Origin of the sequence: Cohnella rhizoplanae, from assembly GCF_948329515.1 — a bacterium.
GTDB classification, from domain to species: domain Bacteria; phylum Bacillota; class Bacilli; order Paenibacillales; family Paenibacillaceae; genus Cohnella; species Cohnella rhizoplanae.
Genome location: NZ_CAOJCN010000044.1, coordinates 1 through 15,420 on the forward strand (window position 1 = coordinate 1; position 15,420 = coordinate 15,420).

Consider the following 15,420-nt stretch of genomic DNA (forward strand, 5'->3'; position numbering starts at 1 on the left):
AGCGACCGGAGAACCTGGTGCAACAGGTGCAACGGGAGAAACAGGAGCAACGGGAGCAACAGGGGCAACAGGAGCAACGGGAGCAACAGGAGCAACAGGAGCAACAGGAGCAACAGGAGCAACAGGAGCAACAGGAGCAACAGGAGCGACAGGGGCGACAGGGGCGACAGGAGCGACAGGGGCGACAGGGGCGACAGGAGCGACAGGAACGACCGGTGCAACAGGTGCAACCGGAGCCACGGGAGCGGCAGGGGCAACGGGAGCAACAGGGGCAACGGGAGAAGCAGGAGCGACAGGGGCAACGGGAGCAACAGGGGCAACAGGGGCAACAGGAGCAACCGGAGCAACCGGAGCAACCGGAGCCATAGGGGCCACCGGGCCTACGGGCCCTACTGCTACTTCACCAACTTTGGCATTTGCTGAAAATGTCGGGGCAATTAATGTTTTTCCGCCTTTAAACAATGAAGTAATAGTTGTCGGGGTTACTCAAAGTGTTTTGGCTAACCAGCGGCTTAAAATTGATTATGCGTTAGCTATAGAAGCGATTACAACCGCAAACTGGTCACTTCGTTTTGAAATACGATTGTATAGAGATTCAACATTAATTGATACAAGGATATTTGATAGAAACCAGACAGGTGCTGGTACTCAAAGATTTCCATTATCTAGTACTCAGGTGGATGTAGCTCCCGCTACTACTACCTCAACATATACGGTTAGGGTTATTGTTACAGCATCTAGCAACGTAACTTCCGTTACTGCAATTAATCGTGATTTAAACATTATAACATTCACCCCATAAAACATTAAGAAGAACTGTTCGGCGTTGGCGAGGCTGCTGAAGAACTTAAGCTTTTTAATGAATAGGAAACAATGACAATAGAAAAGGCGGCTTCAATCCGTTAGTTGGATTGAAAGTCGCATTTTCTATGTTTCATTCTCTTCACACTTTTAGTCTGTCAGTTTTAAAATTCGTTTCAAATTCACGGCGAAGATCACCACTACCCCCTTGTAATTCCATTCTTAATAGACCGGAGGATGTGGCTAATCATGCCGGTGTTTGAGCTCGCTATTCTTCGCCTCGATCTTGTAACGGCGTTCCTTGGAACTTATAAAAAACTAAACGAAAATCGAGCTATATTGAAAATCGAAAATCCACTTTACATACATATGTATAAAATACAATGTAAATTGTATTGTCGAACTTTGACTCGAAACTCATATGTGCCATGATTATTTATATAGAGTGTCAATGTATATCGGGATTATTAACTGGGGTTTATGGAGAGGTTGGGAGCACACATGTGACTTTGGTCAAAAGAGCAGCTTCGAGCACTCATCAAGGAGAATTAGCTGGTGACGGCTCAGGACGCTCAGAATGCTTTAAAGGATCTGTTTGCCGAGACATTGCAGGAAATGCTGGAAGCGGAAATGGACACGTATCTGGGTTACGAGAAGCATGACGTACAGAACAAGATGACGTCCATCCGTGCCGCGAGACCGGCTGGGCGAGTTTGAGCCACTCGTCGTGAAGAAGAATCAGTCCAACGTAACTGGTATCGAAGATCAAAATCCAATAAGGATTTTGGGCGAGTTTCAAGCGGGGAGAACAACACTCATAAACTTGATGTCATTCCCGACGGCAACATACGATACCTGCATACTTGGCTGTCTTCTTGGCCGATAATGATAGCGTGTTCTTTATCCGTGAATCGCCACTGTACGAAATTGAGGAATTGTGTTTACAATTAGACTATGAGGTGGGGAAATGAGCAAAAGAAATGATATTATGATGGCTACGCTCGATCTAATTCACGAAGAGGGCTTACAGTCGGTCACTTTCGCCAAAATATTCAAGCAAGCGAATGTAGGGTCGGGCACGATCTATAACTATTTCGCGAATAAAGAAGAATTGGTAAATGAAGTTTATAAAGAGTCGCGTGAAAAAATGGGGGAATACCTGCTACATGATTACGATGTGAACGCTAGTATGTACGAAAGATTCAAGTGCCTGCAATCAAATCGGTTGCGGTTCGGCATACATTTTCCGAAGATGTTTTTATTTATCGACAGTTACTCTTTTTCGCCATATATATCGCCGGAGTTGCGAAATAAAGATGATGGTCACAATTCAAGTGAAATCGTGAGGGACTTGATTGTCGAAGGTCAGAGGCAAGGGATCATTAAAGAAATGGATTCGCATCTGTGCCATCAGCTCATCCATGGCATCATTTCATCGATTTTGAAAGGGTATTATGTAAATAAATATCCTTTAAACGAAGTACAAATTCAACAAATAATCGAGGCATCCTGGAAAGCAATACTCGTATAAAAAGAGCTCGGAAAACGTATTTAAACTTTGACCCACAAGAAGGGTACTTTGAAAAAAGTGTCCTATCTTGTGGGTCATTTATGTTTCATTCCAAGGGAAGAGAGGCGTCTTCATGACTTTGCATATCTTGAGCATAAAGGGGATAACTTATAATTACTTGCATAACGAGGAGGAGACATTATGACACAAATTAATGCGAACGAACCTATACTGACGTTTATTAACGTGTTCAAAGTTGAGCCAGAAAACCAACAGCGTGTCGTCGAACTGCTGACCCAGGCGACTGAAGTATCGGTTAAATATGCCCCTGGATTCATTTCTTGCGCGCTACACAAAAGCACGGATGGAACGAAAGTTACGATGTACGCGCAATGGAGAAGCAAGGAGCATTATGATGCAATGCGCGATGATCCGAAGCCGCTGCCTTTCTTTAAAGAAGCCCTGACAATCGCTACTTTTGAATCGGGTATGTATGAGGTCGTAAAAACATTTGAATATACGAAAGAATAATGATGAAGTGAAACATGTTCCCGCGATATGAGCACTCCGGCGAGTACTTTAACGGAGCTTTGCAGGAAAAAAACGCGACTTGTTACGGCGCTCGGCAGAGCAGGGGAAGCCGACGATATCGGAGGCGTCGTCGCCGCACTTTGCTCTCCGGAGATGGGCTGGGTCATCACGCAAAGAATCGAGGCATCGGGCGGCATGCTTCTGTAAGCCGCATACGTCTTTAGTTGCAAGAAAGACCGATTCCATAGCGAATCGGTCTTTCTTGCAACTAAAAGACGATCGGGAATGCAAAAGATAAACCTTAATGTTCGAAACCTTACTTATTGGAATTTATGTTCAGATATAATGTTGGACTCTCAAATTTGAACGTGTTTAAGTATTATGTTGAACGGCCGATGTTCACTGTTTATAAAATTAAATGGAACATTCATTCCATAATTTCTTGACTAACATCCGACAGAGAGGTATACTAGGTATCGTGGAACAAACATTCCATATTAATGCGGTACAGAGGAGGCGAACGGTATACAGCGAAGACGAATTACCGAAAGACTCGTCACCCCGTCGCCAAGCCATGGAGTCAAAAATTATACGATCCTAAAGGAGAAACAAAAATGAAAATATACGACAAATTCTTTATCGGCGGTCAATGGAAAGCGCCAATCAACCAAGAAGTCATCGAAATCCGTTCCCCGCATGACCAATCCGTTGTAGGCAAAGCAGCTCAAGCTTCTCCGGCCGATATCGATTTGGCCGTTGCCGCGGCCAGAAAAGCGTTCGATAACGGTCCTTGGCCGAAAATGACGCCGGGCGAACGCCAAGATCTCGTCGCTCGCTTCAATGAATTGCATGCCGCACGCGCGGACGAAATCGCGGCTCTAATCACTTCTGAGAACGGTACGCCTAGCTGGTTCACGAACGGACTGCAGCACTCTCTGTCCGAGCAAACGAACGCTTATCTTCGCGCCGCGAAATCGTACGCTTGGGAAGAAACGCTGAACGACGGCAAAGGCCCGATGATTCGCCGCGAAGCTGTCGGCGTCGTCGCCGCGATCATTCCTTGGAACGCGCCGCACCAATCCGCTCTTGCCAAACTGATTCCTGCATTGCTTGCCGGCAATACGGTCATCCTTAAAGCATCGCCGGAAACGTCCATTAACGCGCTCTTGCTGGGCGAAATCTTCGCCGAAGCCGGATTTCCCGAAGGCGTCGTAAGCATCGTGCCGGCCGGCCGCGAAACGAGCGAATATCTCGTCTCCCATCCAGGCGTCGACAAAATCGCGTTTACGGGTTCGACCGGAGCCGGTCGCCGCATCGCTTCGATCGCGGGCGAGCAGCTCAAGCGTGTAAGCTTGGAGCTCGGAGGCAAATCAGCGACGATCATTCTCGACGACGCGGATCTCGAATCCGCCGTTCAAGGCTTGAAATATACGTCTTTCGTGAACAACGGAGAAAGCTGCGTCGCGCATACCCGCGTGCTTGTCTCCAAAAAACGTTATGAAGAAGCAGTCGCCTTGATCAAAACGATGACCGAAAGCCTCGTCGTGGGCAATCCCGCGGACCCTGCGACCTTCATCGGTCCAATGGTACGGGAAGATCAACAAAAACGCGTTCAATCCTATATCGAACTGGGAATTAAAGAAGGTGCGCGTCTCGTTACCGGCGGAACGGAAGTTCCCGCGGGCTTGGAAGGAGGCTTCTACGTCAAACCGACCATCTTCGCGGACGTCGACAACAGCATGCGCATTGCGCAAGAAGAAATCTTCGGTCCTGTGCTCGTCGTTATTCCTTACGAAGACGAAGCCGATGCCGTGCGTATCGCGAACGATTCACCTTACGGCCTTGGCGGTGGCGTCTGGTCGGGCACGAAGGAACACGGTGTGGAAATCGCTCGTCAAATCCGTACGGGTAACTTCGTCGTCAACGGCGCGACTGCGTCATACGAAGGTCCGTTCGGAGGCTATAAAGCGAGCGGCATCGGCCGCGAATTCGGCGTCATCGGCTTAGGCGCGTTCGTCGAGTATAAGGCGATCAACATCTAATTAAAGGATACGGGCGAATGGCGTAAATCCCGGCCGCTCAGCAAACCCATTTGCCCTTAGTCGTTCCGGCAGGACCGATTAAGGGCATTCATTTTAAGGAGAGGTGGAGAGAATGGGCAAGAGACAGGATATTATGGATGCCACGCTCGACTTGATTCACGAGGAAGGGCTGCAGTCGGTGACCTTCTCGAAAATATTCAAGAAAGCGGACGTCGGATCAGGCACGATTTATAATTATTTTTCGAACAAAGAAGAATTGGTCAACGCCGTCTATAAGGAAGCGCGAATGCTAATGGGGGAATATATGCTACAAGGTTACGATCCGACGGCAAGCCTTTACGAGCGGTTTAAATGCCTTCAGTTGAACAGGCTGCGCTTCGGCATTCATTATCCGAAGGAATTTCTGTTTATCGACAGCTTTTCCTTCTCGCCGTATATATCACCCGAGCTCCGCAACATGGACGATTCCCGGAATTCGGTCGAAGTCGTGCTTTCCCTGATCGTCGAAGGCCAAAAGCAAGGCCTATTCAAAGAAATGGATACCCATCTGTGCCATCAATTCATTCACGGCATTGTGTCTTCGATTCTGAAAGGCTATTACGTGCGGAAATATCCGTTAAACGAGAGCCAAACGCAGCAAGTCCTGGAGTCGTCCTGGAAAGCGTTGCTTGTTTGAATTGCCATGATATCCCAAATACTTTGCGGAATATAATTTCCACCTATCGCACTTGATTGAAAAGATTAATTTGACGCTTGCAATGTAATAAACGATCAAACTCCTCATAAATGCATGAGAGAATCGCGTGAAGTATAATTCTTACCGGATTGTTTGGAATATACATTCCATTTTTTGTTGACTTATGAGATGGTGAAGAGCTATACTATCTATGGAACAAACATTCCGAATATCAGCACAAAGGAGGTCATGAATATGCACGCATTGCCTTTGCTGAGAGAACAGGGACACGGCCACATCGTTCAGTTCTCCTCCATCGGAGGCCGTATCGGAGCGCCGGCCTTGCGCCTTACCAAGCCGCGAAATGGGCGGTCGAAGGCTTCTCCGAAGTACTGGCCAAAGAAGTCGGGCCGCTGGGAATCAAAGTGACTTTGGTTGAGCCGGGCGGATTCCGTACCGACTGGGCAGGCTCCTCGATGCAACAAGTCGAGCCGCGCGAAGAGTATCATAATACGGTCGGCTACATGATGAAGCAGTTGCGCGAAAATACCGGTAAAGAGAAGGGCGATCCGGCTAAAGCCGCGCAAGCGATCATCACGATCGTGAACGAAGATAACCCGCCGCTTCGCTTGCTGCTCGGAAGCGAAGCCGTCGAGCTCGCGAACGCGATGGACAACGGAAAGCTGGAAGAAACGAAACGTTGGGAAGCGATCAGACGCTCGACCGATTTCTGATTTCAAAACAATCCCTAAGGCGAAAGAAGGTTTCGTCATTGAAAGCAAGCGCAAGAATCGCATTATTGTCGTTGGTCGTTACGACTACCTTCGGAACGATGATGGCCGCACCGGCGCTTAAACCGCTGGCCGTGGCGTTCCCGAATACGGACGCTCTATTGGTACAATGGGTCGTTACAATATCTTCTTTATTCATATTGCCGACTTTATTTTTATCTGGAACTCTGGGCAGAAGATTCAATCGTAAATCGATTCTGATCACGGGTCTGGTCCTGTATTTGATCGGAGGCGTCGGCCCGGCTTTTATGCATTCGTTCGATTTAATCTTGGTTTGCAGGGCGATCTTGGGCCTTAGCATCGGCTTAATCTCGCCGACCTTCAATTCGTTGATCGCGGAAAACTTCCAGGGAGAAGCGCGGTCGCGGATGAACGGCATTCAAACGTCGATTAACGGTATCGGCGGCGCCATTTTCCTTTCGATCGGCGGTTTCATCGCATCGCTGGGGTGGAGAGACGTCTTCATGACGTATTTCTACGCTATCGTGCTGCTGATCTTGGTAATCGCGTTTCTTCCTAAATTTCCACCGCTTCAAACCGGTCAATCGGCGAAGTCTTCCGCCAAGCTGCCGAAGTTTTTCATCGCGGTCGCGATCGCGGGCGGCTTGCATACGATGATGTTCGCGTTGATTCCAACGAATCTTTCGCTGTTCATCGCGAATAATGGAATCGGCAGCGTATCGTCGGCGGGGTACTTGATTGCCTTTTCGTTAGTCGGCGTTTTTATCGGCGGACTTTCCGTAACGAGAGTAACCAAAGCATACAAAAAAACGCTCGTTCCGCTCGTTTTAATTTTGATGGGCGGAGGTTTCCTGCTCCTTTCTTCGGCCCACGCGGTATGGACGGTCGCCTTGGCGGTGTTTATGATCGGTTTGACCGAAGGGGTGCTCTTCCCGTTATCCTTCATTAAAACGTCGGAAGTCGTTCCGACGATAATCGTTACGACGGGCATTTCCTTGCTGCTCGCGTGCGTATATACTTGTCAATTCCTGAGCCCGTTGTTCGTTAAAGGAGTCGAAGCGCTGCTTCGTTCGGATTCGACCCGCGACGTGTTCACGGCCGTAGCCGTCGGTTTGGCCGCGGTTGCCGTCGGATTCCTGCTTTTTTCCCGCAACAAGATGCGCGCAACGTTTCCATCCGCAACAAATAACTAATAACAGGCGGTGCTTCCTAATGAGACACATTGACAAAATATATATTAACGGCGAATTCGTAACCCCGCGCGGCACGGAGCGCCAAGAATTGGTGAATCCTTCGACGAGGGAAGTATTCGCGACATTGGCGCTCGGCAACGAGGAAGATGCTAAGCTTGCGATCGCGGCTGCCAAAGCTGCATTCCCCGCTTTCTCCAGAACGACCGTGCAAGAAAGAGCGGATATGCTGCAACGTCTGAACGATGCCATCTTGGCGAGAACCGACGAACTGGCGGAAGCCAACATTCTCGAATACGGCGCTCCCAGAATGCTCTCCGTTCCTCGCGTGCAACTGGCCGCGATGAACTTGATGATCAGCAAAGAAGCGCTCGAGGAATTCGAATTCGTTCATTATATCGGCAAAGCCAAAGTCGTCTCCGAGCCTGTCGGCGTCATGGGGATCATCACTCCATGGAACGCGAGCTATTCGCAAATTACGGCGAAGCTTGGCGCCGCTATCGCCTCGGGCTGCACGGTCGTCATTAAACCGAGCGAAATGAGCGGCTTGCAAACCCAGCTGTTGACCGAATGCTTCGATGCGGCCGGTATTCCTGCCGGCATCATTAATGTCGTTAACGGTCTTGGCGCAACGGTCGGGGCGGAATTGACTCGCAATAAGGACGTCGCGATGGTCAACTTCACCGGCTCGACTCGGGTCGGCAAAGAAATCCGCAGAGCGACGGTAGACACGATGAAACGCGTGACTTTGGAGTTGGGCGGAAAATCGCCTTATATCGTGCTCGACGACGCGGATTTCTCCAAAGCGATTCCGGCCGCCGTCAAATCGTGCTTCTCGAACAACGGCCAAGCTTGCGTTGCCGGCACGAGATTGTTCGTTCCCGAACATCGCTTGGAAGAAGTAAAACAGTTGGCACGCGCGACGGTGGAATCGATGAAAGTCGGCTTGCCGACCGAAGCCGATACGAATCTCGGTCCGATCGTGTCGGAGAAGCAATACAATCAAGTTCAGCACTATATTAACGTCGGCCTTCAAGAAGGCGCAGAGCTCGTGGTCGGCGGCGCAGGCCACCCAGCGGGACTGGAGCAAGGTAACTTCGTAAAACCGACCGTATTCGCCAACGTTACGGAAGACATGACGATCGCGAAGGAAGAAATTTTCGGACCGGTACTCTCGATCCTGACGTTCAAAACCGAAGAAGAAGCCATCGAAATGGCGAATAACACGGACTATGGCCTTGGCGCGTATATCAACTCGAGCAACCTGGAGAAAGCGAACGAGCTGGCTACCCGGATTCAAGCCGGTTCGGTGCTCATCAACGGCGCCGGCTTCGAGATGAAAGCTCCGTTCGGCGGCTACAAGCATTCCGGCATCGGCCGCGAATACGGCGTGCACGGGCTGGAAGACTGCTTGGAGACGAAGACGATCACCGGCTACGATTTGCCGATGTAACTCGCGGCTGCTTTTTGAAAACCAAGTTCTAAGTCAAGAACTTGTTCGCAAGTGCAATTGAGGGAATACTGCACACAAGTTCCGCTCGAGAATTGTTTTCGGCTATAGCCGGTCACTCTAATTGCGATAACCGTCCTTTACTTGCCGTTCGTTCGAAAACGAGCGCATTCTAATGTGCTGTGGTTAGTTTTAATTGATTTCATTTATTAAGCCACAATAACTTTGAGTAAAGATACTTTTGAAAGTTTTTCAGCAGGATAAACTAAAATATCTCATCTTAAGGGAGAAGTGATTAGATATGTCTAAAGTTTGGCTCATTACCGGCAGCTCTCGAGGTTTAGGTCGTCAATTGGCGGAAGAGGTACTGGCTAGCGGCGATAAATTAATCGCTACGGCACGCAAAGCCGACCAACTTCAAGATCTCGTTGTACGGTACGGATCTCAAGTTCATCCTGTATCGATGGACGTAACCAAGCCGGAAGAAGTAAAGAAGGCAATCTCAACCGCGATCGACGTATTTGGAAAGTTTGACGTGATTGTGAATAATGCGGGGTACGGTAATATTTCCGCGATCGAAGAAACTTCAGATGAAGATTTCAGAGCGCAGATCGAAACCAATATGTGGGGCGTCATCAACGTTTCCAAAGCCGTTCTTCCTTATATGATCAAACAAGGATCCGGGCACATCATTCAAATATCTTCCGTGGGCGGTCGGACGGGAGCTCCAGGCCTCGGGGCTTATCAAACGGCTAAATGGGCAGTAGAAGGATTTTCCGAAGTGCTGTCCAAAGAAGTCGCACCCCTTGGAATAAAAGTGACTATCGTTGAACCGGGTGGATTCCGTACGGATTGGGCCGGTGCTTCTATGCAACATGTTGAACCGGGCGAAAATTATAAATCCACCGTTGGCCTGATGCTTCAACGCACCCGTGATTCGAGCGGCAAACAACCTGGGGACCCCGTAAAAGGTGCAAAAGCGATCGTAACCGTCGCAAATGTCGAAAATCCTCCTCTTCGGTTGCTAATGGGTAGCGACGCGGTGAAAATTGCGAATATAGTGGATCAGGCTAAACTTGATGAAACGAAACGATGGGAACAATTGAGCGTGTCGACGGACTTCTAAATAGGGGAGAGTGGATCGAATTGGAAGGACAAGCAGGTCGTAAAACGGCGTTGATAACGGGAGCAGGAACCGGCATCGAAGCTGCTACCGCAGTCGAATTATAGCCAAACGGGGAATAAATATCGCGGTCGGGCGAAGAATCGCGCCCCCTCTGGATGCATAGAACTATGTCAGTATGAAGTATGAAATACCGGCTATTCTAAACGCTGGAGGCGGCGCGATCGTAAACGTGGCCTCCGTATTTTCCTCTAAGGCGCTTCCTCAGCGCGCTTCCTATACGGCAAGCAAGCACGGGGTAATCGGACTCACCAAGACGGCGGCTCATGATTATGCCGACCAAAATATTCGTATTGTATATCGACACAATAGTCCCCTCTTAAGTAATCCTTATTTTATAAGGGTTCTTTCTTATTTCAAGGGGAGAATAGTGTCAAATTTCATTGACACTATTCTCCCCTTATGTTTGGAAAATGACATAATAGTACCATTGTATTCGTTCGACTCATTTCGATACAATTAGTGTTTTTTCATCGAAGGATAAATTGAATCGAGCATAGAAGATCTTATCTACCATAGATCAACAAAAAACGTGGGGGATTGCTTATATACTCACCAATACGAGAGATTAGTAATGAAATGGGTCGAAATAGATTTTTTGTTTATAGTAAAAGGCTAAAAAGGGAGGTCCGGCTTTACAATACTCTTCAATATGATCATTGGGCGTTAATCGAAACAGATTTTAGTATCGAGGACTATTGTGAAAGACCACTTCAGGTGGTTGTTTCTGTTGCAGGGGAAGTTACGGAAACAACATTTGATATGTGGATTAGAAAGAGGGATTCAGAAGAGTTTATTTTTGTTTCATCTAGCCACGAGATTGACTCAAATGATAAACGTGCGAATCCAAAAAGAATTAGAGAAATGAATGCTCAACTAATTTGGTGTACTGAGCACAATAAGAATCATCGAATTGTTACAGACGAGGATTTAAAAGAGAGTCCCATCTTACTAGCGAATAAAAAAAGCCTCGTTCCTTTTTGCATACCATTCAGTGATTTAAAAAACGATACCTTTTACTCCATAGTAAATTTACTTAAAACAACGCCTTTATCAATTCGCCAAATAGAAAATGAGTTATCTCATTCCAAGTCGATAGCAAGCATAAGGAATTTAATTTATTCAATGATACTGCACGAAATTCTTAAAGTAGATTTGAGCGATAAGTTGTTGTCATCATTTACAGAGGTGACGTTAAATGTCGAGAAAGCGTATCGTTGATATTGTTAATTTGGATCCAACATTTCTAGACATTAATAATTGGCCTATGGTTAACATCTTGAAATTAAGTGAAGAGGATTCAAAAGTGTATAAAAATAGAGAGTTAGCAGTTCGTCTATACATGCACGATAAATCAAGTCTCCAAGAGATTAAAGAGCAAACAGGTATAGATGCCAAAGAGATCCGTGATTTTGTTCGACGATGCCTTACATATGATCCGGATACAAGTATAATTTGGGGTTTTCGTGCATTAATTCCAAGGAAAAGAATTACTAATTACAAAAGGAAAAGCAAAACAAAATCCAACCATCAAGAGTCTTTCGGTTTAAATGGAGCCTTTAAGCAATTACTTAGAAATCATCCGGATATTGATAAGATCATCAAAGCAGCTTATCTTCGGAGAAGAGAATCGAATGTTAAACGTCCAAAGCTATCCGGCAATGACATCCATCGGATTTTCTTAAATCAATGTAAACTAGAAGGAATTGGTCTTGAAGAGTACCCATTCAACACAGAGGATAAGGCATTTCGAAGCTTATATCGTTATTTTAAAGAGATCGAACAAGAGCATTTTTCAGAAGCGGCCAAGTTGTACGGAGAAGAATCTGCCAAGAGTGCTAGATGGAAAGGTAACAAAACTGATGATGATTTGCTTTTGAATAGGCCATATCAAAGAGTTCAATTTGACGGCCACAAAATCGACGCTATGTTTACTATCAGTTTTACCACTCCGGAAGGGGATATTGTAACCGAAGTAATAGAGCGAATCTGGTTGCTTGTGATAGTAGATGTTGCTACTCGTGCCATACTTGGTCATCATCTTTGCTTAAACAAAGAATACAATCTAGATGATGTTCTTCATTGTATTCGAAATTCGATAATACCGTATGAACAATTAAAATTAACAATCCCAGGCCTAACGTATCACCCGGATGGCGGGCTTCCATCTGCGGAAATTCCTCAAGTTGCATGGGCTCTTTGGAATGAGTTCTCAATTGATAACGGGAAGCCAAATCTAGCCAATCAAGTAAAAGATCGTCTTTATCAAGTGGTGGGATGTACTGTAAACCCTGGACCTGTAAGCACCCCAGAAGTTAGAGGCATTATTGAAAGACTATTTAGATCGCTTGAAGTAATGGGATACCATAAATTAATGAGTACTACTGGAAGTAACCCCTCAGATCCGATTCGTAATAATCCTGAACATCAGGCAAAGAAGTATAATATCTCAATTAATGACCTTGAAGAACTAACGCATGTTCTAATCTCCGATTACAATGGGATTCCGAATAGCGGAGTGAGAAACCTTACTCCACTACAAGTGATGAAACAAAGAATTGAGAGGGGGATGGAGCCTCGGTTACTTGAACCAGAGAAACGAAGAGAAGCTGTGTTTTTCTCTCTTCAGACTAAGCGAATGGTAAATGGGGATATAACTCAAGGTAAACGTCCATTTATTTATTTTGAAGGGGTACCTTATCGAAACGACGTTTTATCTAATAGCGCTAACCTTATTGGACAAGAACTAACCTTACTTGTAAATACCGATGATATTCGGATTATTAGAGCCTCTTTTTCCGATGGAAGCGAATTGGGTTACCTAATGGCATACGGTATTTGGGGAATTGTACCACACTCCCTTCGTACCAGAAAAGCAATTAATAAACTAAAGAAAAATAGAAAAATCTTCTTTAACCAATACCAAAATCCATTTGAAGTGTACCACGAGTATATAACTCAAAAAGCTAAAACTAACAAAAGTGAAAGGAACAAACTTGCTCAATTCCAAAGAGAAATTCAAGCTGCGGAAAAAGAACGAGAAGAAATGATTATAGAGAGCGTTGAAACAACAACATATCAAGAAAACCATCCTAATTGGAATAGTATTACATTAGACGAAGAGAATAATAGACCATTTCGCACTTATAATCTCTAATTCGGAAGGAGCTTTGTAATTGAGTTCAGAAAATTCACAACGCCCAAATATTCCTCCAAAAACCCATCCTATAGAAACCGGAAGTTATTTCATTGGAACCCAAGAAGTCATTAGAATGTACAACAATATTAAACAATGGATTGAGAACCGCGCTCCAGGAGGCATTGCACATGGACGTCCTAGGCTTGGAAAGACCTGGGCAATAAAATATCTTGAAAGAGAACTGCCGTTTGATTTCGGCACAGATTTACCGATCTTTAAACTTCGATGTGAACAACATACTAGGATTAATGAGAACACTTATTATGAAGAGCTTCTAACACAGTTGGGCCATGGAATTCCATTCTCGGGAAGAAAGACGATGAAAAGCGATCGCCTTAATAAATTTCTTCAAGAGAAAGCCGAAGGATCAGGAAGCAACCGGATTATTTTATTTATTGATGATGCTCAAAGACTAGTCCCAGTTCAATACAATGTGTTAATGGATATTTATAACTTCCTAAAAGAATGTGGTATAAGCATGACAGTCATTCTAGTTGGGCAAGATGAGTTGAAAAGCGTAAGAACAAGTTTTATTCACGGCAAACAAAGTCAAATTGTCGGAAGGTTTATGGTTCATGAATATAAATTTTCTGGCATAAAAACAAGAGACGACCTAAAAACGTGTTTGATGGGTTATGACTCTATGTCTGAGTATCCAGAAAACAGCGGTTGGACTTTTACAAGATACTACTTTCCCGATGCATATGAGCTAGGCTTTAGATTAGAGCAATGCACGGATGATCTATTTTTAACGGTTGAGAACGAAAGAAAAGAAAAAGGAATAACTAAACCTTTAGAGATACCAATGCAATATTTAACTTTGAGTATTGAATATGTGTTTAAAAAGTTTGGGGTAAACGGTAAAAATGTTCCGTCTATCACTTCTGTACATTGGTTAGACGCATTGAAGAAGTCTGGTTATATCCAGAATGAACTCTATAATGATCTTTTATAAAAAATGAAGGAATAAAGGGGAGTATCGTGAATGCTACCCATGATACAGCATTATCTTGCAAAGGCTAATGGATCGCTCACTTGGAACAATCAATGGATTAGTGATTTTGAATCGCCGTGGTCAGTGTTTGAGAAAATAAAGTATTTAAATAACGCGAATAAAAAAGATATCTTCGAATTATTTGGTACATCCAAAATTAACGCCCAAAAAACAATTATTGGAGAGGCAAATCATAACTTATATCATTTAGTATCGATGGATGAAAAAAGACTTTTTGATACGTTAGGGTTTAACGTTAAGCAATATAATAATGATATATTGTACAATTTAGCCGGCTTTTTAAAAGGAGGAAAGCGTTACACTTTTAGCCTCAAAGAATTATGGCCAAACTATTTTAGAAACTTATTCACTTATTGTAGTGAATGCCTAAAAGACGGGTATCATAGTCTTTTACATCAGTTTGAATTTATTCATACTTGCCCTTTTCATCAAGTTGCATTAAATGATGAATGTCCTGATTGTAATCAACAATTCCCATACATATTGTCTGATACACATTTTGAATCTCCGTACACTTGCAAGTGTGGTTATTGCTTTAAAAAAGTCGCAACCAAATATCCACTTTCAATGCAATGGGGAAAATATACAACTTCCGATTTAACAGATAACAACCTAATTGATTGGTTGTTATTAAACGAAGAAGAGCAAAGTCAACTAAGTTATTTCTTTATTTACCCTTTTACAGATAAGAAAATGTACCCTCATCTCATGCCTCTCTTACTTAACAATGTCAAAGAAGACTCATCCTTTGAAAGCGATGATATTGAGTTCAGATACATAAATAGTTCTACAAATATCCTCAATCTAGAAAATCAAAACACAATACATGAAAAACATAAAACAAGTTGGGAACCAATGACCCATACATTAACGGGGGTTAGCGCATTTGACAGTTCACGCAAACAAATAATAAAAGAACTGGTACATACAAAACATGACATTATTAATGCAGTGGGGAGGTATTTAAAAAAATCAATTCTTCGGGATCATTCTTCTTGTATAATGCGATACGTTTCAGTTTCTAAATTTGTAGATTCAGATTTAACACCTATTTGTCCATATGCTTATGCT

General features: G+C 44.8%; 13 protein-coding genes and 3 pseudogenes. All 16 read left to right on the top strand.

What is annotated here, in order from left to right:
• Nucleotides 1-802, top strand: a pseudogene (locus tag PQG80_RS28325) (hypothetical protein); the annotation flags it as partial.
• A gap of 551 nt (nt 803-1,353) precedes the next feature.
• Nucleotides 1,354-1,570: pseudogene (locus PQG80_RS28335) on the top strand (IS256 family transposase); the annotation flags it as partial.
• Between the two features lie 198 nt (nt 1,571-1,768).
• Nucleotides 1,769-2,332: a TetR/AcrR family transcriptional regulator gene (locus PQG80_RS28340; protein WP_271755202.1), complete on the top strand. Its 564-nt coding sequence runs from the start codon at nt 1,769-1,771 to the stop codon at nt 2,330-2,332.
• Between the two features lie 180 nt (nt 2,333-2,512).
• Nucleotides 2,513-2,842, top strand: a complete 330-nt coding sequence (locus PQG80_RS28345; RefSeq protein WP_271755204.1) for an antibiotic biosynthesis monooxygenase family protein — start codon at nt 2,513-2,515, stop codon at nt 2,840-2,842.
• Nucleotides 2,843-3,456: 614 nt separating this feature from the next.
• A complete protein-coding gene (locus tag PQG80_RS28350; protein ID WP_271755206.1) occupies nt 3,457-4,884 on the top strand; it encodes an aldehyde dehydrogenase in 1,428 nt (475 codons plus the stop codon).
• A gap of 112 nt (nt 4,885-4,996) precedes the next feature.
• Nucleotides 4,997-5,560 (top strand): TetR/AcrR family transcriptional regulator, encoded by a 564-nt coding sequence (locus PQG80_RS28355; RefSeq protein ID WP_271755207.1) that lies wholly within the window; start codon nt 4,997-4,999, stop codon nt 5,558-5,560.
• Nucleotides 5,561-5,823: 263 nt separating this feature from the next.
• Nucleotides 5,824-5,985, top strand: a pseudogene (locus tag PQG80_RS28940) (hypothetical protein); the annotation flags it as partial.
• A 51-nt stretch (nt 5,986-6,036) separates the two neighbouring features.
• On the top strand, nt 6,037-6,294 hold the full coding sequence (locus PQG80_RS28360; RefSeq protein ID WP_271755209.1) for a Rossmann-fold NAD(P)-binding domain-containing protein: 258 nt from the start codon (nt 6,037-6,039) through the stop codon (nt 6,292-6,294).
• Nucleotides 6,261-7,505, top strand: a complete 1,245-nt coding sequence (locus PQG80_RS28365; protein WP_271755211.1) for an MFS transporter — start codon at nt 6,261-6,263, stop codon at nt 7,503-7,505. Before PQG80_RS28360 ends, PQG80_RS28365 begins: the two co-directional genes overlap by 34 nt.
• A gap of 19 nt (nt 7,506-7,524) precedes the next feature.
• Nucleotides 7,525-8,955, top strand: coding sequence for an aldehyde dehydrogenase family protein (locus tag PQG80_RS28370; protein WP_271755213.1), 1,431 nt, complete (start codon nt 7,525-7,527; stop codon nt 8,953-8,955).
• Between the two features lie 298 nt (nt 8,956-9,253).
• Nucleotides 9,254-10,078 carry an oxidoreductase gene (locus PQG80_RS28375; protein ID WP_271755214.1) on the top strand — a complete coding sequence of 275 codons (825 nt, stop codon included), beginning with the start codon at nt 9,254-9,256 and terminating at the stop codon, nt 10,076-10,078.
• A gap of 175 nt (nt 10,079-10,253) precedes the next feature.
• Complete coding sequence (locus tag PQG80_RS28945; RefSeq protein ID WP_432432817.1) at nt 10,254-10,598, top strand: SDR family NAD(P)-dependent oxidoreductase; 345 nt, start codon at nt 10,254-10,256, stop codon at nt 10,596-10,598.
• Between the two features lie 116 nt (nt 10,599-10,714).
• Complete coding sequence (locus tag PQG80_RS28380; protein ID WP_271755215.1) at nt 10,715-11,356, top strand: hypothetical protein; 642 nt, start codon at nt 10,715-10,717, stop codon at nt 11,354-11,356.
• The gene (locus PQG80_RS28385) at nt 11,334-13,292 is read left to right on the top strand and encodes a TnsB C-terminal domain-containing protein (RefSeq protein WP_271755216.1); all 1,959 of its coding nucleotides are present in this window, start codon (nt 11,334-11,336) and stop codon (nt 13,290-13,292) included. The genes PQG80_RS28380 and PQG80_RS28385 overlap by 23 nt, the downstream gene beginning before the upstream one ends.
• 19 nt (nt 13,293-13,311) lie before the next feature.
• A complete protein-coding gene (locus PQG80_RS28390) occupies nt 13,312-14,289 on the top strand; it encodes an ATP-binding protein (RefSeq protein ID WP_271755217.1) in 978 nt (325 codons plus the stop codon).
• A gap of 30 nt (nt 14,290-14,319) precedes the next feature.
• The coding region (locus PQG80_RS28395; RefSeq protein ID WP_271755218.1) for a TniQ family protein at nt 14,320-15,420 on the top strand (1,101 nt) is incomplete at its 3' end.

Coding starts and splice junctions, on each gene's coding strand:
- PQG80_RS28340 (WP_271755202.1), top strand. CDS start 1,769: ATGAGCAAAAGAAATGATATTATGATGGCTACGCTCGATCTAATTCAC.
- PQG80_RS28345 (WP_271755204.1), top strand. CDS start 2,513: ATGACACAAATTAATGCGAACGAACCTATACTGACGTTTATTAACGTG.
- PQG80_RS28350 (WP_271755206.1), top strand. CDS start 3,457: ATGAAAATATACGACAAATTCTTTATCGGCGGTCAATGGAAAGCGCCA.
- PQG80_RS28355 (WP_271755207.1), top strand. CDS start 4,997: ATGGGCAAGAGACAGGATATTATGGATGCCACGCTCGACTTGATTCAC.
- PQG80_RS28360 (WP_271755209.1), top strand. CDS start 6,037: ATGCAACAAGTCGAGCCGCGCGAAGAGTATCATAATACGGTCGGCTAC.
- PQG80_RS28370 (WP_271755213.1), top strand. CDS start 7,525: ATGAGACACATTGACAAAATATATATTAACGGCGAATTCGTAACCCCG.
- PQG80_RS28375 (WP_271755214.1), top strand. CDS start 9,254: ATGTCTAAAGTTTGGCTCATTACCGGCAGCTCTCGAGGTTTAGGTCGT.
- PQG80_RS28945 (WP_432432817.1), top strand. CDS start 10,254: ATGAAGTATGAAATACCGGCTATTCTAAACGCTGGAGGCGGCGCGATC.
- PQG80_RS28380 (WP_271755215.1), top strand. CDS start 10,715: ATGGGTCGAAATAGATTTTTTGTTTATAGTAAAAGGCTAAAAAGGGAG.
- PQG80_RS28385 (WP_271755216.1), top strand. CDS start 11,334: ATGTCGAGAAAGCGTATCGTTGATATTGTTAATTTGGATCCAACATTT.